Source organism: Streptomyces sp. AP-93 (genome assembly GCF_022808175.1).
GTDB lineage: Bacteria > Actinomycetota > Actinomycetes > Streptomycetales > Streptomycetaceae > Streptomyces.
This window is the reverse complement of record NZ_JALGBX010000002.1, coordinates 87,387-104,292: the sequence shown is the minus strand read 5'-3', so window position 1 is coordinate 104,292 and position 16,906 is coordinate 87,387. Positions and strand designations below refer to the sequence as shown.

The window sequence follows — 16,906 nt, the reverse complement described above, 5'->3', positions numbered from 1 at the left end:
TATGTGATCGGAGTGACGCGTGGACGACTATCCACTGCTCAACCTGTTCTGGACCATGCTGTGGCTCTTCCTGTGGGTCATGTGGTTCTTCCTGCTCTTCAAGGTGATCACTGACATCTTCAGGGACCACGAGCTGAACGGCTGGGCCAAGGCCGGCTGGCTGATCCTGGTGCTGCTGCTGCCCTACATCGGCGTCTTCATCTACCTCATCGTCCGCGGCCGGAGCATGGCCAAGCGGGATGTGAAGCAGGCGAAGGAGCAGGAACAGGCCTTCCAGGACTACGTCCAGAAGGCCGCGGGTCCCCGCAGCAGCCCGGCGGAGGAACTCGCGAAGCTGTCCTCCCTCAAGGAGAAGGGCCACCTGACGCAGGAGGAGTTCGACAAGGCCAAGGACAAGCTCCTGGCCTGAGGACCTCCCTACCCGCCGGACGGGGGCCGGACCGCGCGATCGCGGTCCGGCCCCCGTCCGGGCGTTGCGTTCCGGGTCAGGCCGCGGCCGTGGCCGGGTCCGCGTCCGCCAGCAGGTCGATCAGGGACGAGCGGGCCCGGGCCACGCGGGAGCGGACGGTGCCTATCGGGCAGCCGAGCATGAGCGCCGCCTCCGCGTACGGCAGACCCATGAGCTGGGTGAGGACGAAGACCTCGCGGCGCTCGGCGGGGATCGCCCCCAGGAGCTCCGCGAGCGCGACGCCGTCCTCGAAGCCGGGTACGCCGCGGGGCTGGCTCTGCTCGGCCGCGGTCTGCCAGTCGTCTCTGTCGGCGATCTTGGGGCGGGCCGCCTTGTGGCGCAGGCTGTCCACCACGGTGCGCCGCGCGATGGAGAGCAGCCAGGTACGGGCGGAGGAGCGGCCCTCGAAGCGGTGCAGGCTGCCGAGGGCGCGCAGGAAGGTTTCCTGGGTCAGGTCCTCGGCGGACTGGGGGTCCGCGCTGAGGTAGGCGACGTAGCGGCGCACGTCGCGGTGCAGGGCGCGCACGAACCGGTCCACCGCGACGGGGTCGCCGTCACGGGCGGCCAGCGCGAGGAGGGTGACGGCCTCGTCGGGGCCGGCGGCGCGGCGGGTGGGGGTGGCGGGGGCGCTGGGGGTGGCGGGGGTCGGGCGGGTGAGCAGGGCAGGAGTCATCGCCTGGTGTCCTTCTGGGGAATCCGGCCGGATTCGATGCCGCGTCGCGGGCGACAGGGGTGGCCGAAGTGACCACGGTGATCGCAGGTACCGCACTGCCGGCGCGCCCGGAGAGCTCGGAGCCCGGAGCGCTGCCATCGCGAGGCCGGTGAACGGGGGGTACGGCATGCCGGACGGCATGACCGATGCCCGAGGCGCGGTACGGGTGCGGGTACTGGACCCGTGGCGCGTCGGGGAGCCGGCTGTCAGACGACAGCGGTCCCGTGAGGTGGACCCCGTGAGGTGAGGGCGTCGGCGAGCAGCAGCCTGCGGGGCGTCCGGACCCGGTGGTTGCGGGGAAGGCGGACGCGGGGCCGGTGCGCGGGCGCGGGAAGCCGGAAGAGCAGGCGCAGCGGTACGAGGAACCGGGCGGCGACGGCACGCAGGACGCGGAAGGCGCCGCGTTCCCCGTACGCGAGCCAGAGGCCGCAGACCAGGGCCGCCAGGAGGTGGCCCGCGAGCATGCCCGCCGGTGACACGGAGCCCATGGCGTGCACGGTCGGCGTCGGCAGGGCCGCCGCCATCGACGCGGAGCCGTCGGCCATCCCGTGCACGGCGTGCGTCCCGTGCGTTCCGGCCATGGCGTGCGCGTCCTGCATGACGTGCCGGGCGGTGCTGCCGGTGCCCGCCGCGGGCCCGGTCGTCTGCGGGCGCAGCACGGAGGGGGCGCAGAGCAGGTACTGGGCCCAGCGGCGGCCCAGGGAGGTCAAGGAGGCGCCCGGTTCCGGTGGCCGCGCTGCCGCGGCCTGGGCGAGCGAGAACCCGCCGTGCAGGACGGCTTGGACGCCGACGGTCGCGGAGACGACGGCCGCGAGACCGCGCTCCCGCCCGGCGAGGAACCAGCCGGTCGCCGAGGTTGCGGCGAAGGCCGCGGCCATCCCCCACCAGGGGACGGCGGTTCCCGACATGAGGATGTGTCCGAGGGACGAGAGCAGCACGCAGGTGGCCGCGAACATCGCGGCCCGTACGGCTCGGCAACATCGACCCGGTGTCATGGCCGGGCCATCGTCGCACCGGCCGGGCGGGGGGCGACAGAGGGCATCAGGCTTTCTTCGTCCGGAAATCGAGCCCTGCCCGTGTTGTGGCGCACGCCACAACAGGCCCTGGGAACCCGGGCGTTCACCGGGCCGACTCCTGTTCCCGGAAGTGATGGCGGCGGGAACGGGGTGGGCGAGCGGTGGCGGACCGGAGGCGGTCGGTGAAGACGCCCGGGGCGGCCACGGGCCGGACGGGCGGGCTGACGGGCGGATCGGCGGGCGGGCCGGCGGGCGGATCGGCAGGCGGGCCGGCGGGCGGATTGGCGGGTGGGCCGGCGGGTGGCCCGGCCGGCGGACTCACGGCTCTCCTCACCGGCGCCATGGCCTTCTCGATGCTCCAGCTCTTCCTCCTCGGTGCGCTCGGTCCGCACCTGGTGGGGGAGCTGGGGATCTCGCCCTCCCTGCTCGGCTGGACCACCACGGCCGGGTTCGGCACGGCGGCCGTGCTGTCGCCGCACGGCGGCCGGCTGGTGGACCGGATCGGGCCGCGCCGTTCCCTCGTACTCCTGCTGTCGGTGTCCGCGGCGGCGCTCGCGCTGATCGGCGCCGCGCCCGGACCCGGGTTCCTGCTCGCCGCCGTCGCGCTGGGCGGACTGCCGCAGGCCCTGGCCAATCCGGCGACCAACAAGGCGATCCTCGCCGCCGTGCCTCCCGGCCGCCGGGGGCCGGTGACCGGCATGAAGCAGTCGGGCGTCCAGCTGGGTGCCTTCGCCGCCGGGCTGCCGCTCACGGCACTGGCCGGCGGCATCGGCTGGCGCGGGGCGGTGTGGACGGCCGCCGCCACCGCCGCGCTGGCGGCGGTGTGGGCGCTGCGCGCCCTGCCCGCCGACCCGCGGGCCGCTCCGGCCGGACCCCGGGCCTCCCTCGTTCCCAGGGGTGCCATCGCCTGGCTGGCGGTGTTCTCCCTGTTCCTGGGCTGCGGGATCGCCTCGGTCAACACGTACGTGGCCCTCTTCGGCGCGCAACGGCTCGGCATGGGCCCCACCGAGGCCGGCGCGCTGGTCGCGGTGCTCGGCGTCGCGGGCATCGCCGGGCGGGTCGGCTGGTCGAAGGCGGCCCGGCCGGGGCGCGCCGAGTGGCTGCCGGGAGGCCTCGCGGCCGGCGGGGTGGGAGCGGCCGTCCTGCTGATCGCGGCGCCGGGCGCGGGTCCGCTGGTGTGGGTGGCCGCCGTGGCCGTCGGGGTGTTCGCGGTATCGGCCAACGCCGTCTCGATGGTCCTGGTGATGCAGCGCTCCGCCCCCGGCCGGGCCGGCCAGGATGCAGCCCTCGTGGCCGCCGGCTTCTTCACCGGCTTCGCCGTCGGCCCCCTCCTCTTCGGTCCCCTCGCGAACGCCGGCCGCTACGGGACGGGCTGGCTGCTGGTGGCGGCGGAGTTCGGGGTGGCGTGTGGTGTCGGTGTGGCCTGGGCGGTGCGGGAGCGGGTGCGGGTGCGGGAGCGGGAGCAGGGGTGAGGGCGGGAGCGGGGGTGAGGCGTACGGGAGCGACGCGAAGGCCCCCGGGGTCGGTGGGTGTGACAAACCGCTCAGGCGGGCGAGTCGGGGGTGTGCAGGTGACGGGCGACTGGGCGGGACGGGCGTTGGCGGAGGTCCTCGACCAGGTGGCCGCCACGGCGGCCGAGGTCGGGGAGGGGCGGTTCCCGCTGTACGCGGACCCGGATTCGGGGCAGTGGACGACGACCGGCCGGGGTTCCTGGGCCGGTGGGTTCTGGGCCGGGCTGCTGTGGCTGAGGGCCCGGCACACAGGCGCCGCAGGCGACCGGGCCGCTGCCTCCGCGTGCACCGCGCGGCTGGCCGGCTGGGTGGACGCCGACACTTCCACGCGCGGGCTGATCCTCTGGTACGGGACTGCTCTGGCCGTCGAGGACGCCGGCGCGCAGGCGTTGCGTGCGCGGGCGGCCGGAGCCTGCCTTGCGGCGGTGGACGGGGAACTCGGGCTGCTGCCCTGGGGATCGGCGTTCGGCGGTCCCCGCCTGCTGGCCCGGGTGGACGGGCTGCCGGGCACGATTCCGCTGCTCGCCTCCGTCGGCCCGGCGGCCGCGGCCTCACACCTCCAGCGGCACCTGACCCTGTGCCTGCCCGGCTCCGGGACGCAGGTCTGCCGCGCCCGTGACCTCGTACCGGCCTGGTCCTACGAGGCGGAGAAGGGCTGGCTGGCGTGTGCGGATCCGGCGCCGGGCTGGAGCCGGGGACCGGCCTGGCTGCTGCTCGCGCTGGCCGACGCACTGCACCGCCCCGCCGTCGCCGCGTGCTTGCCGGGGCAGCAACCGCAGGCACTGGCCGAGCGCCTCGCCGCCGCGTGGACAGGGCCGGGTACACCCCTCGTACCGTCTGCGGACGCGGCCCGGCCGGACGGCCCCGCGGACACCTCGGCCGCGGCCGTGACGGCCGTCGCGCTCCTGAAGCTGTCCCTGCTCCCCGGCCCCCGGGCCGCGGCGTACGCGCGGCGCGCGGCGGAGATCCTCGAGCACCTGGTCGAGCACCACCTCTCCCGGGGCCGACTGCTGAACGGCTGCTACGACGCGGACAAGGGGCTCGCCGTCCGCCACGAACTGGTGTGGGGCGACTTCTTCCTGGCCCTGGGACTGGCCGGACTGGCCGGGTCGGCAGACCTTCGCACCGTCTGACGGGCGTGTTCATGGTGGCGGCGCCCTTCCTGTGACGCCTACGCCTTGTATCCCCCCAACACCCGCCGGGCCACCGCAGTGATGTGCAGTTCGTCCGGGCCGTCCAGGATCCTGGCCGTGCGGCCGGTGCGGTAGAGGGCGGGCAGGGGGGTGTCGGGGCCGAGGCCGGCCGCGCCGTGGATCTGGATGGCCGCGTCGGTCACCTGCTGGAGCGTGCGGGCCGCGGCCACCTTGGCCAGGCCCACCTCCACGTGCGCGTCCTGCCCGGCGCTGATCCGGGCCACGGCCTCGTGGACGAGCGGCCGGGTGCCGCGCAGCGCCAGGAGCGACTCGAAGACGTGGCCCTGCACCAGCTGGTGGCTTCCGAGCGGACCGCGCGACCCGGTACGGGAGTTCACGCGTTCGCACATGAGGTCGAACGCGCGCTGCGCCTGGCCGAGCCAGCGCAGGCAGCGCAGGGTGCGGCCCAGCTGGAGCCGTTCCCCGGCGATGGCGAGGGCCCCGCCGCGTTCGCCGAGGAGGTGGTCGGCGTCCACGCGCACCCGGTCGAACTCGATCTCCCACTGTCCGGCCGCACCCAGCACCGGCAGCTCCCGCACCACCCTGAAGCCCGGCGCCGAAGTGGGAACGACGAGCAACGACAGCCCCGTACGGTCTCCCGGCTGCCCGTCGGTGCGGGCCAGGACGGTGACCAGACCGGCCTCGGCGGCGTGCGAGGTGAACCACTTGCGGCCGCTCAGGGTCCAGCTGCCGTCCGGCTGCTGCGTCGCGCGCGTGGAGGTGAGGTGCGGGTCGGTGCCCGGGGTCTCGGGGTCGGTCATGGCGTAGCAGGCGCGCAGTTCGCCGGCCGTCAGCCGGCGCGGGTACAGCGCGCGTATCCGGTCGCCGCCGTGCCGCCACAGCATCGTCGCATCGAGGAGCGGCGCCGACCCCAGCGCGGCCGGTCCGTGGTCACTCGCCCCCTCGGCCTCGGCGAGCCGTGCGTAGCGTGCCAGATCGAGTCCTTGGCCGCCCAGTTCCGCGGGGAGCGGGAGGGCCCAGAGGCCCGCCTCCTTCGCCCCGGCCTGGAGCTCCCGCAGCGCAGCCGCCGCGGCGGGGCCGCCCGCGTCCAGCACGGGCTCGCGGGGCATCACGTGCTTCCGTACGAACTCCGCCACCCGGTCCCTCAACTCCGCGTCCGTGCCCGTCGGTTCGCTCGGGCGGCCCGCCGCACTCCCTCCGCTTTCCGTCACTCGGTTCTCCACCACTTTCCTCCAGCCCTCCGGGAACCCGTGGGAACGGCAGTGCGACTGCCTTCCCGTGGAACTGGTCGGGCGGGCCCGCCCCTTGGTTCCCGCGTACGGGACCACCTGCGGCGCCGGCCGATCGCCGGGGCCGGGAGAAGAGGAGAGGCATGGCGTCACCCGCCGTCACCCAGACCGCTCGGCCGCTCGACGGGCTGCGCTTCACCACCTCGGGACCGCCCGCGCTCGCCGGCCCGGTGGCCGAGCACCTGAGGGTGCTGGGAGCCGTCGCCGCGGAGGCCGGGGCGGGCGAGGCCACCGGGCCGGCCGCGGGGGGCGACACCGGCACGGCTCGCGTCACCTTGGTGGACGGGGCCTTCGGGGGTGCCTTCGGGAACGTCTTCGGGGACGCCTCTGGGGGCACCTTCGGGGTCGCCTTGGGGAGCAACTTCGGGGTCGCCTCCGGGGGTGCCTTCGGGGACGCCTCCGGGAGCGACTTCGGGACCGCCTCCGGGGGCACCTTCGGGAGCGCCTCCGGGAACGACTTCGGGGAGGCTCTCGGGCGTGCCCCGGGCCACGCCTCCGGGAGCGGCCTCCCCGCCTGCGCGACCGCCACGGTCGCCTGGTCATCGCCCGGGGCGGGCCTGACGGGCATCACCGACGAGGCCACCGCTCAAGCCGCGACCGGCATCATGGCGGTCCACGGCCGACGCGACGGCCTGCCGCGGGGGCTCGCCGTCGACTACGCCACCGCCGCGACGGCCGTCCTCACCACGCAGGGGCTGCTCGCCGCCCTGCTGGCCCGGGCCAGGGGGTGCGAGGGCGCCGCCGCGCAGCCGCACACGTACGTGGACCGGGCCGGGCTGCTCGTCGTGTCCCAGTACCTCGCCGCGAGCGGCGCCGACGAGGGCGAAGCCGCCGAACTCGCCCCCGGCGGCCCGCCCTTCACCGCGGCCGACGGCACGCTCTTCGAGCTGGAGACCCTGGACCCGGGTGCCTGGGCCGGTTTCTGGCGGGCTCTGGAGGCCCCCTCCGACGCGGTACGGGCCGGCTGGCGGCCCTTCCAGTTCCGGTACGCCACCGCGTGCGCGCCCTTCCCCCAGGCGCTGCACGCCACCGCCCGGGTCCACGGCTGGCAGCGGATCCGCGAGGCGGCGGCCGCCTCGGGAGCCGAGGTCTGCCGGCTGCGGAGCCTGGCGGAGCGGGCCGCCGAACAGGACGGAGCCGCCCCCTGGACCCTGGCCCCGTACGGCCCCGGCGGCCGTGCCCGCCCGAAAGCGGCGCACCCGACGCCGGCGCACCCCACCCCGGGGCACCCCACCCCCGCGCACCCCACCCCGGGGCCCCTCGCCGGCATGACCGTCCTGGAAGCCGGCCGTCGCGTGCAGGCGCCGCTCGCCGCCCATCTGCTGGGGCTGCTCGGCGCCGAGGTGATCCGGATCGAGCCGCCGGGCGGCGACCCGCTGCGCGGCATGCCGCCCGCCTGCTCGGGGATCTCCGCCCGCTGGCTGGCCCTGAACCGGGGCAAGCGTGCCGTGGAGATCGACATCAAGTCGCCCGGCGACCGGCTGCGGCTGGCCGAACTGGCGGCCGGAGCCGACGTGTTCCTGCACAACTGGGCCCCGGGGAAGGCCGCAGAGCTGGGCCTGGACTCCGCCGACCTCGCGCGGGCGAACCCGGCGCTCGTGTACGCGTACACCGGCGGCTGGGGCACCGGCCGCATCGCCGATCCGCCGATGGGCACGGACTTCATGGTCCAGGCCCGCACCGGCGTAGGCGAGGCCGCCCGCCCCGAGGGCGAGGTGCCCGCGCCCTCCCTGATGACCCTGCTCGACGTGCTGGGCGGGCTGCTCGGCGCCGAGGCCGTCCTCGCCGGGCTGCTGCTGCGCGAGCGCACGGGACGCGGGGTCCGGGTGGACTCCTCGCTGCTCGGCGCCGCCGACCTGCTCACCGCCCCGGCCCTGCACCGCGCCCGGCGCGGGGAACGCGGCCGCCGGCCCGCGGGCTTCCGTACGCCCCTGCGCACCGCCGACGGCTGGATCGCCCCGGCCGACGCGGACGCCCGCGCGGCGGCGGCCGTCGTCCAGGGCCTCGCGGAGCCGTCCGTGCCGTCCGTGCCGTCCGTGCCGTCCAGGCCCTCCATGCCGTCCGTGCCCTCCGTGCCGTCCACCGAGGACGCCCTGCGAGCGCTGCGGGCGCGCGGCCTCGCCGCGACCGCCGTCACCACCGACCTCGCCGACCTGCACCACGACCCGCGCTTCGGCGGCTCGATCAGCCGCGACGCGCACGGTGCCCCCGCCGTTCCCGACCCCTGGAGCTTCGTATGACCGTCGCACTGCACGATCTGCTGCCCGTGGGCCTGCGCCGCTCGTGGGCGGTCGACGGAACCTGTCCCGACCTCGACCTCTACAGCCTCTTCCGGGCCCGCCAGATCGCCGATCTGCACCACACCGCGGTCATCGACGCCAAGGGCAAGCTCTGTTACACGGCCCTCGACCGCAAGGTGCGCGCTCTGGCCACCGGCCTCGCGGAGCTCGGCGTACGGCCCGGCGACGTGGTCGGTGTCCAGCTGCCCAACGGCCGCAACGCGGTCATCGCCGACCTGGCCCTGGCCGCCCTCGGAGCGGTGGCCCTGCCCTTCCCCGTGGGCCGGGGCGGCGAGGAGGCCCGCTGTCTGCTGCGCCGCGCCGAGGCCGTGGCGGTGATCGCCGCCGTGGAGCACCGCAGCCACCGCCATGCCGCCGCACTGCGGGACCTGGCCCCCGAACTGCCCGCGCTGCGCCATGTCATCGCGGTCGGCGGACCGGCGGGCACGGAGCCCGAAGGAACGACTCGGCTCGCGGAGCTGCTGCGCTCCGACCCGGCCGCCTTCGTACCCGCCCGGCCCCACCCCGACAGCGCCGCCCGCATCCTGGTGTCCTCGGGCTCGGAGGCGGAGCCGAAGATGATCGCCTACTCCCACAACGCCCTGGCCGGCGGCCGTGGCAACTTCCTCGCGTCGCTGATGCCCGACGGGACACCGCCGCGCTGCCTGTTCCTCGTACCGCTCGCGTCCGCCTTCGGCTCCAGCGGCACCGCGGTCACCCTCGCCCGGCACGGCGGAACCCTGATCGTCCTCGACCACTTCACCCCGGAGGCGGCCCTCGCGGCGGTGCGCGAGCACCGGCCCACCCACGTCCTCGGGGTACCCACGATGATCCGCATGATGCTCGACCGGCTGGAGGCGGAGGCATCCGGGGGTGGCGCCGACCCGCTCCCCGCCCCCACCGCCCTGATCCTCGGCGGCGCCCCCCTCGACGAGACCACGGCAGAGAGCGCGAGCCGCGCCTTCGGCTGCCCGGTCGTCAACCTCTACGGCTCGGCCGACGGGGTGAACTGCCACACCGGACTGGGCGCCGCGGCCCCGGAATCCGAGGGCACGGGCATCGCCGCCGGCCGCCCCGATCCCCGGGTCGCCGAGATCCGCATCGCCGACACCGAGACGCACGAGCGGCTCCCCGACGGCGCGATCGGGGAGATCATCGCGCGCGGCCCCATGACCCCCATGTGCTACGTCGCCTCCCCGGACCTGGACGCCCGGTACCGCACGCCCGAGGGCTGGGTCCGTACCGGCGACCTCGGCTTCATCGACGGGGACGGGGTCCTCCACGTCGTCGGCCGCCTCAAGGACATCGTCATCCGCGGCGGCGCCAACATCAGCCCCGCCGAGGTGGAACGGGAGCTCTCCTACGATCCCCTCGTCCGCGACGTCGTCTGTGTCGGGGTCCCCGACGAGGTGATGGGCGAGCGCCTCGCCGCCTGCGTCGTCCCCCGCGGCGCGCAGCTCCCCACCCTCGGCTCCCTTGCCGGGCACCTGGAGCTCCGCGGCCTGGAGCGCCGCAAGCACCCCGAGCACCTGCTGCTGCTGGCGGAGCTCCCGCTCACCCCGGCCGGCAAACCCGACCGCGCGGCGCTGCGCGCCCGCCTCGCGAACGCAGGGCCCGGCGCGCGGGCCACCCCGGCCTTCCCCGGGCCCGCCCCGGCCGCTGCGGCACCCGCCGGGGTGGGCGCGTAGACGAGGGCGGGGCGGCCCTCATCGGACCGCCCCGCCCTCCCGGGCTACCGGGGGCGCCGGCCCCGTCCCGCCGGCACCTTGCTCCGTGCCGGCCGGCGGAGCCACCCGCGCCGGTCCCGTCCCGCCGACGCCCCGCTCTGCGCTACCCGGCGGAGCCGCTCGCTCCGCGCTAGCCGGCGGAGCCGCCCGCCTTGCCCATGGCCTTCTTCAGCTCGGCCCCCGCGTTGCGGTAGACCGGCAGCAAGTCCAGGTCGTTCCCGGGGTAGTTGACGATTCCTACCTGTCGCGCGCCGGAGTCGGGCAGGACGGTGCCGGTCGACATGTGCGCGTTGTCCAGGACCAGCACCGGCTTCTTCGCCGACAGGTCGGCCAGCTGCGCCGGGGTCACCGCCTCGGGGCCGTAGGTGCCCACCGTGGTGGCGCCCGCCAGCTTCGCGGACCAGGCGGTGAACACCTGGCTCACGACCGCCGGGCTCTTCCCGCCGGGCCAGGCGGCCCGGACGTCCTTCGCGACCCTCCCGTACTCGGCGTCGAAGTCCGCCGTCCACTTCGCGGCGGCGGCCTGTGTGCCGAACAGCGCACCCAGTCGCGCGACTTCGGCCTTGACCTTGTCGGCGTCGTTGTCGAGGTTCACCTCCACCAGCTCCGCCTTCGACCCGGCGGCCTCCTTGATCTTCGCGGCGTACGGCTCGAACGGCGCGTACAGCACGAAGTCGGCCCCGGCCACGGCGGCGAGGTCGGAGGGCTTGGGGTCGTAGTCCGGCGCGTGGTGCACGGACTGCGGCACGATCACCTTGACGTCCTGCGCGCCCGCGGCCTTGGCGAAGGCGCCCTCCCAGGTGGTCGTCACGACGACGGTCGGCCGGGAGGGCGCGCCGCCCTTGGCGGTGTCGCCACCACGCCCGCTCTCGTCGGTGTCGCTGTCGCCGCAGCCGGTCACCAGGGCCAGTGCCAGGCCCAGTGCCGTGCTCAGTGCGAGGAGGGAAGTGCTGCGGACGCGGGTTCGCGGCGCCATGAGCGGATTCTCCGTTCGGGTACGAGGTGCACCGCGAGGACGAGCGCCCCCGCGGTCAGGACGAGGACGGGCCCGGGGGGCCAGTCCAGCCGGAGGGCGATGAGGAAGCCGGTCAGGTTCACGAAGACGCCGATGGCCACCGCCCACCCGGTGATCGATTTCAGCGAGGTGCCCAGCCGGCGCGCGGCCAGAGCGGGCAGCAGGGTCAGGGCATCGACGAGCAGGGCGCCGGTGAGCTTGATGGCTCCGGCGACCGCGACCGCGACGAGCACCAGCAGGACGGTGGTCAGCGCCCGCACCGGCACGCCCGAACACTGCGCGAGCTCACGGTCGTACAGCAGCAGCGCCACCTCGCGCCGCCGCCACCAGAACAGGCCGGGTACGAGGACGGCCAGCACGCCGAGCACCACGAGATCGGCGCCGCCGACGGACAGGATCGAGCCCCACAGCAGTGCGAACGCGCCCGAGGCGTTGACCCCCGAGACCGCGAGGAGCAGCAGCGCGGCGGCGATCGCCAGGCTCATCAGCAGCCCCATCGCCCCGGACAGCCCGTCCGGGGTCCGGGCCAGCGGGGCGACCCCGGCTCCGGCCAGCGCGCAGGCCACCAGCGCGCACAACATGGGGTCCAGGCCGGTGAGCAGGCCGACGGCGATGCCCAGCAGTGCGACGTGCATCATCGCGAAGCGCACGGGCATGATGTCCAGCCCGACGATGACCACCCCGATGACGGGCAGTCCGACGGCGGCCAGCAGCAGGGCGAAGCCCGCCCGCTGCACGGGGGCCAGTTGCAGCAGCGTGCCGAGGTCGGCGGACGCGAGGGCGGCGCTCACCGGACCTCCCGCAGCCGGCCGGCGGCCATCTCCAGGACCCGGTCGCAGCGTTCCGCGAGCGCCCGGTCGTGCGTGACGACGACGAGCGTCACGGGCAGCGCGGTCAGCACGTCGGCGGCCTCGTCCTGGCCCGCGAAGTCCAGGGCCGCGGTCGGTTCGTCGGCGAGCAGTACGCCGGCTCCGGCGGCCACGCAGCCGATCGCCCGGGCCAGGTACATCCGCTGCAACTGCCCGCCGGACAGGGTGTGCAGCGGCCGCCCGGTCAGCGGCCCCACCCCCAGCCGGTCGGCGGCCTCGGCGGCCGCGCGGGGGTCGCCGCCGCTGGCGAGGAGTTCGCCGCCCAGGAGCGGGAAGCGTCCGGCGGCGGGCTTCTGCGGGATCCACGCGCACGCCCGCCGCCGCCAGGCGGGGTCGCCCGCACGGCCGCCGACCAGGATCTTCCCGCTGACCTGCGGGTGCAGTCCGAGCACGGCGCGCAGCAGGGTGGTCTTGCCCGATCCGTTGGTTCCGGTCAGCGCGACGCGCTCGCCGGCGGCGATCTCCAGGTCGACGCCGGTCACGGCTTCGACGCGCCCGTGCCGGCAGCCCACCCCCTCCATCCGCACGTCCAGCCCGCCCATCCCACGCCCCTCCGCTGTCACCGACCGTCTCTCCGCGTGGAGTTGGTCGGCCGGAAGGGGCCTGCGGTTCCGGCGATCCGTGATCTGCCGGCGGCGGGCGGGCGCGGAGGGGCGAGCGGTGGTGGGTTCGCGCCGTCCAGCAGGGCGGGACCGGCCATTCCGCGCAGGTGTTCCCTTTTCTACAAGCGTCCCGGCGCGCCCCCCGGCCATGATCACGCCGCCACCTCCCGTGGTGATCAACACGCCTGTGATCAAAGGGAGTCGAGCCATGCCCGAGAACGTCCCCACCCCGCGCCGCACCCTCCGCAGTACCACCCTCCGCAGCACCACCGTCCGCAGCACCCCCCTCCGCAGTGCTGCCCGCCGGAGCGCGCTCTGGCACCGCGCCCTGGCGACCGCCGTCGTCCTGGCCGCGACCGGGACCGTCCTCGCCGCCGCCCCGCAGCCCGCCCAGGCCGCGCTGCCGGCGCAGTCGATAGCCGACCCCGTGCACTACTGGAACGACGTGCTGCAGAACGTCTTCCGCCGGGTCGGCGGCGGGCCCGTCCCGATGGCCCGCGCCGCCGCGATGATGAACGCGGCGATCTACGACGCGGAGTCCTCGTACCAGCTGAAGTGGAAGGGCAAGATCACTTCGGAGCCGTACATCCAGGCGGTGAGCTACGTGGGCTGGGCCGAGGGCCCGGACGAGGAGGAGCGCGTCATCGGCCGTACGGCGTACAACATCCTCCTCGGCCTCTACGGCAACAAGCAGAGCCGCTACGCGGACCAGACGCAGTACCTCGACGCGCGCTTCCGCGAGCGGTTCGCCGCCGAGCCCACCTCCGGCGACTTCCTCGACCTCTCCGTGGTCGGCACCATGGTCAAGCAGATGACGGACGCCCGCACCGGCGACGGCTCCGACAACCCCCAGGTCTACGTGGGGGACAACAAGCCGGGCGCCTGGCGGCCGACGGGCTACCCGGACATGCCCGACGCCTCCTGCGACGAGGACAGCGACGCGATCAGCCCGTTCTACGGCCAGGTCAAGCCGTTCTCGCTGACCTCCGGCTCGCAGTTCCGCCCCACCACCCTGGCCCGGTACGGCTCGTACGAGGCCCTGGTGGCGAGCGACGAGTACAAGCGCCAGGTCGAGACCGTTCGCACGGCCGGCGCCGACAAGCCGACCGCGGCCACCCCGGTGATCAACCGGACCCCGGACCAGCTCGCCGCGGCCTGGTTCTGGGCCAACGACAACAACGGCACCTACAAGCCGCCGGGCCACATGCTCCAGGCCACCCGCGAGGTCGCCAAGGCCCGCGGCCTGGGGGTCTACGCCAACGCCCGCCTCTTCGCCCTCGTCTCCCTCGCCATGGCCGACACCGGAATCGCGGTCCGCGATGCCAAGTTCGCCACCCCCATCGACCTGTGGCGGCCCGTCTCGGCGGTCCGCGAGGGCGGCCTCGACCCCCAGTGGAAGCCGCTGCTGAAGAGCCCGACGGGCGTCAACGTCAGCCCCTGCTTCCCCGCGTACGTCTCCGGCCACGCCTCCTTCGGCGGCGCCTGGGCCGGGGTCATGAAGCGCTACTTCGGCAGCGACAACATCTCCTTCGACCTCACCACAGACGAACCGCAGGCCCCGGTCAAGACCCGCCACTTCACCAGCTTCAGCGCGGCCGGCAAGGAGGACGCCGACAGCCGCATCTGGCTCGGCGTCCACTACCCGTGGGACGCCACGGACGGCCTCGCCCTGGGCGAGAAGATCGCGAACCAGGTCTTCACCACCAAGCTCCGCACCCTCTGACCCGGCCCGACGGGCAGAACCCCGCCGCACCCGGCCGGATGACGTAAGCCTTTCGTCATCCGGCCGGGGCTGGTCCCGGCCCGTGCCCGCGCGTTGAATGCCCATGACGGCCGGACGGCCGACCGCGAGGAAGGCACGACCAGTGACGCAGAACGCGACGCCGAACCAGCCGCAGCACCCGACTCAGAGCGATCCGGAGCACCCGGCGAAGGGACGGGGCGGACGCCGCCGCCGGCTCCTGGCCGTACTGGCCCTCCCGGCGGCCCTCCTGCTGGGCCTCGGCCTGTACTGGTTCCAGCCGTGGAAGCTCTGGCAGGACGCCACGGTCCACGAATCCCTCCCGGCGGCGGCCCCCTCCGCGGCCGCGCCCTCGCCCACCGGCTCGCCCGCCGCCGGAGCGGCGCAGGGCACCGCGCCCGCCACCCCGCAGACCCTCGCCCAGGGCGCGCTGATCAGTCACGAGCACGCCACCACGGGCACCGCGAAGCTCATCCGGCTCCCCGACGGCTCCCACACCCTGCGCCTGGAGAACCTCGACACCAGCAACGGCCCGGACCTGCGGGTCTGGCTGACGGACGCCCCGGTGAAGGAGGGCACGGTGGGCTGGCGCGTCTTCGACGACGGCAAGTACGTCAGCCTGGGCAAGCTCAAGGGCAACAAGGGCGACCAGAACTACGCGATCCCGGCCGACGTGAACCCGTCCGACTACGGCAGCATCAGCATCTGGTGCGACCGCTTCGACGTCTCCTTCGGCGCGGCGGCCCTCACGACGGCGTGACCTCGCGGCCGCCCGGATGCCGCCGTGTCACGCTTGTCCCCGGACCAAGGGCGCGGCACGGGCGCGCCGGGATCGGGGGAACACCGTGGCGGGACCACACGCACCGGCGAGTCACCTCTCGGGGTACGCCGAGTTGCTCGTCGACGCCTGCGCCGCGGGCCGCCGACTGACCGGCGCGGAGCTGGAGTCACGCCGTGCGGAGGGGGAGCGGGCGGCGGAGGCCGGGCTGCCGCTGCGCGCGCTGATACGCGATCACCTGGCCGCGGCGCAGCTCGTACGGCCCCTCCCGGCATCCGGCCCGCTCCTCGCGGCCGTCGAGCAGGCGGTGGACGCCTTCGTCGAGGGCTACGAACGCGCCCAGCACCAGGCCGTCCGCCAGGAGGAGGCGGCACGCCGGGAGTTCATCGACGACCTCCTCTACGGCGGCAGCGACCTGGGCCGGCTGGCGGAGCGTGCCGGGCGCTTCGGGCTGCGCCTCTCGCAGTCGCACGGCGTCGCCGTGGCCACCGGCCCCGAGACGTACGGTGACGGCTATCCCATGGCGCGCGGGATCGAGTCGGCGGTCCTCGCCCGGTTCCCGGGCCGGCAGGTCCTGCTGACCACGAAGGACGGACGGCTGATCTGTGTGGCCCCGGGGGACCAGCCCGAGGTCCTGGAGTACTTCGCGAAGCGGGCGCACGCGGCCACCGACGGCGGCCGGGTCGGGATCGGCCGCTCGCACCCGGGCGCGGGCGGGGTCGTCCACTCCTACGAGGAGGCCCTGAACGCACTCGACCTCGCCCGGCGGATGGACCTGGACGGGCCGGTGCTGCACGCCGTCGACCTGCTCGTCTTCCCGGTGCTGACCCGGGACCGGCAGGCCATGGCCGATCTGGTCGAGAGCACCCTCGGCCCCCTGCGCACCTCCCGCGGCGGCGCCCAGCCGCTCCTGGACACGCTCACCGCCTACTTCGACAGCGGCTGCGTGTCCACCGAGGCGGCCCGGCGCCTCTCGCTCAGCGTGCGCGCGCTGACGTACCGGCTGGACCGCATCCACACCCTGACCCGGGCCGACCCGGCCGACCCGCTGAACCGCTACACGCTCCAGACGGCGGTGATCGGAGCCCGCCTGCTGGGCTGGCCGGGCAGCGAGGCGTGACCTGCGCCTCGTGCGTTAAAAAGACGTAAAGATTGCCGACACCGGGCAATGCGCGGATCGCTCCCCAGATGACACGATGCTGGTGTCCGACGGAAATGCCACTCGGGCGGGGAGGTGCGTTCATGGCTTTGTTTCTTGGTCTCGGCATTGCGGGGATCGTGCTGCTGGCCCTCTCCCTGGTCCTCGACGGCGTGCTGGAAGGCGTCTTCGACGGCGCGCTCAGCGGACTGTTCGACGGCTGGCTGTCCCTTCCGGTGCTCGCGGGCTTCGTTTCGATGCTCGGGTTCACCGCGGCGATCGTGCTCGGGACCACCGGGTTCGGGCCGGGCCCGGCGACCGTCGCGGGCGCCCTCGCGGGAGCCTGCGCGGGCTGGGCGACGTACCGCCTGAGCCGCGGCCTGATGCGGGACCGCAGCGGGACCGCCCCGCACCAGGACTCCCTCCTCGGCTCGACCGGAACCGTGGTCACCGCGATCCCGGCCTCCGGCTACGGCGAGGTCCTCCTGCGCCTGGCCGGCCAGCCCGTGAAGTACGCGGCCACCGCCGACGGCCCGCTGGCCCGCGGCGCGGAGGTGTGGGTGACAGCGGCTCCGTCGTCCACCTCCGTCAGCGTCCGCGCCGTCGAGCACTGAAGAACCGGACCCG

Annotated in this window: 15 protein-coding genes; 9 read left to right on the top strand and 6 right to left on the bottom strand. The window is 75.0% G+C overall.

The genetic code is table 11. From position 1 onward, the window contains the following. Nucleotides 1-19 precede the first annotated feature (19 nt). Nucleotides 20-409, top strand: a complete 390-nt coding sequence (locus tag MTF69_RS03585) for an SHOCT domain-containing protein (protein WP_243330608.1) — start codon at nt 20-22, stop codon at nt 407-409. 76 nt (nt 410-485) lie between these two features. Here MTF69_RS03585 and MTF69_RS03580 read toward each other — a convergent pair whose 3' ends face one another. Both MTF69_RS03580 and MTF69_RS03575 read right to left on the bottom strand, forming a co-directional pair. Beyond that, on the bottom strand, nt 486-1,121 hold the full coding sequence (locus MTF69_RS03580; RefSeq protein WP_243330606.1) for a sigma-70 family RNA polymerase sigma factor: 636 nt from the start codon (nt 1,119-1,121) through the stop codon (nt 486-488). A 245-nt stretch (nt 1,122-1,366) separates the two neighbouring features. Continuing rightward, entirely contained in the window at nt 1,367-2,155 is a 789-nt protein-coding gene (locus tag MTF69_RS03575; protein WP_243330604.1) for a hypothetical protein, read from the bottom strand. 203 nt (nt 2,156-2,358) lie between these two features. Here MTF69_RS03575 and MTF69_RS03570 point away from each other — a divergent pair, with 203 nt between their 5' ends. Together MTF69_RS03570 and MTF69_RS03565 are read left to right on the top strand one after the other, a co-directional pair. Beyond that, the gene (locus MTF69_RS03570; RefSeq protein WP_243330602.1) at nt 2,359-3,648 is read left to right on the top strand and encodes an MFS transporter; all 1,290 of its coding nucleotides are present in this window, start codon (nt 2,359-2,361) and stop codon (nt 3,646-3,648) included. Nucleotides 3,649-3,746: 98 nt separating this feature from the next. Continuing rightward, nucleotides 3,747-4,820: a sugar ABC transporter permease gene (locus MTF69_RS03565; RefSeq protein WP_243330601.1), complete on the top strand. Its 1,074-nt coding sequence runs from the start codon at nt 3,747-3,749 to the stop codon at nt 4,818-4,820. 38 nt (nt 4,821-4,858) lie between these two features. On the opposite strand, the gene MTF69_RS03560 is transcribed toward MTF69_RS03565, so the two are convergent. Further along, nucleotides 4,859-6,052, bottom strand: coding sequence for an acyl-CoA dehydrogenase family protein (locus MTF69_RS03560; RefSeq protein WP_243330598.1), 1,194 nt, complete (start codon nt 6,050-6,052; stop codon nt 4,859-4,861). Nucleotides 6,053-6,213: 161 nt separating this feature from the next. On the opposite strand from MTF69_RS03560, the gene MTF69_RS03555 reads away from it, so the two are divergent. Together MTF69_RS03555 and MTF69_RS03550 are read left to right on the top strand one after the other, a co-directional pair. Further along, on the top strand, nt 6,214-8,370 hold the full coding sequence (locus tag MTF69_RS03555; RefSeq protein ID WP_243330595.1) for a CoA transferase: 2,157 nt from the start codon (nt 6,214-6,216) through the stop codon (nt 8,368-8,370). Then, a complete protein-coding gene (locus MTF69_RS03550) occupies nt 8,367-10,097 on the top strand; it encodes a class I adenylate-forming enzyme family protein (RefSeq protein WP_243330594.1) in 1,731 nt (576 codons plus the stop codon). Before MTF69_RS03555 ends, MTF69_RS03550 begins: the two co-directional genes overlap by 4 nt. Before the next feature lie 169 nt (nt 10,098-10,266). Here MTF69_RS03550 and MTF69_RS03545 read toward each other — a convergent pair whose 3' ends face one another. From MTF69_RS03545 to MTF69_RS03535, 3 genes are read right to left on the bottom strand one after another with little or no spacing between them, the layout of a single operon-like run. Beyond that, complete coding sequence (locus MTF69_RS03545; protein WP_243330593.1) at nt 10,267-11,112, bottom strand: metal ABC transporter substrate-binding protein; 846 nt, start codon at nt 11,110-11,112, stop codon at nt 10,267-10,269. After that, nucleotides 11,067-11,942 (bottom strand): metal ABC transporter permease, encoded by an 876-nt coding sequence (locus tag MTF69_RS03540; RefSeq protein WP_243330592.1) that lies wholly within the window; start codon nt 11,940-11,942, stop codon nt 11,067-11,069. The genes MTF69_RS03545 and MTF69_RS03540 overlap by 46 nt, the downstream gene beginning before the upstream one ends. Further along, nucleotides 11,939-12,562: a metal ABC transporter ATP-binding protein gene (locus tag MTF69_RS03535; protein WP_243330591.1), complete on the bottom strand. Its 624-nt coding sequence runs from the start codon at nt 12,560-12,562 to the stop codon at nt 11,939-11,941. Before MTF69_RS03535 ends, MTF69_RS03540 begins: the two co-directional genes overlap by 4 nt. A 268-nt stretch (nt 12,563-12,830) precedes the next feature. Between MTF69_RS03535 and MTF69_RS03530 the strand changes: the two genes are divergently transcribed. From MTF69_RS03530 to MTF69_RS03515, 4 genes are all read left to right on the top strand, one after another. Beyond that, nucleotides 12,831-14,345, top strand: coding sequence for a vanadium-dependent haloperoxidase (locus MTF69_RS03530; RefSeq protein WP_243330590.1), 1,515 nt, complete (start codon nt 12,831-12,833; stop codon nt 14,343-14,345). 238 nt (nt 14,346-14,583) lie between these two features. Continuing rightward, nucleotides 14,584-15,123: a DM13 domain-containing protein gene (locus tag MTF69_RS03525; protein WP_243331340.1), complete on the top strand. Its 540-nt coding sequence runs from the start codon at nt 14,584-14,586 to the stop codon at nt 15,121-15,123. Nucleotides 15,124-15,208: 85 nt separating this feature from the next. Continuing rightward, nucleotides 15,209-16,261 (top strand): helix-turn-helix domain-containing protein, encoded by a 1,053-nt coding sequence (locus MTF69_RS03520; protein WP_243330589.1) that lies wholly within the window; start codon nt 15,209-15,211, stop codon nt 16,259-16,261. Nucleotides 16,262-16,383: 122 nt separating this feature from the next. Then, a complete protein-coding gene (locus MTF69_RS03515) occupies nt 16,384-16,893 on the top strand; it encodes a hypothetical protein (protein ID WP_243330588.1) in 510 nt (169 codons plus the stop codon). The last annotated feature ends 13 nt before the right edge of the window (nt 16,894-16,906 follow it).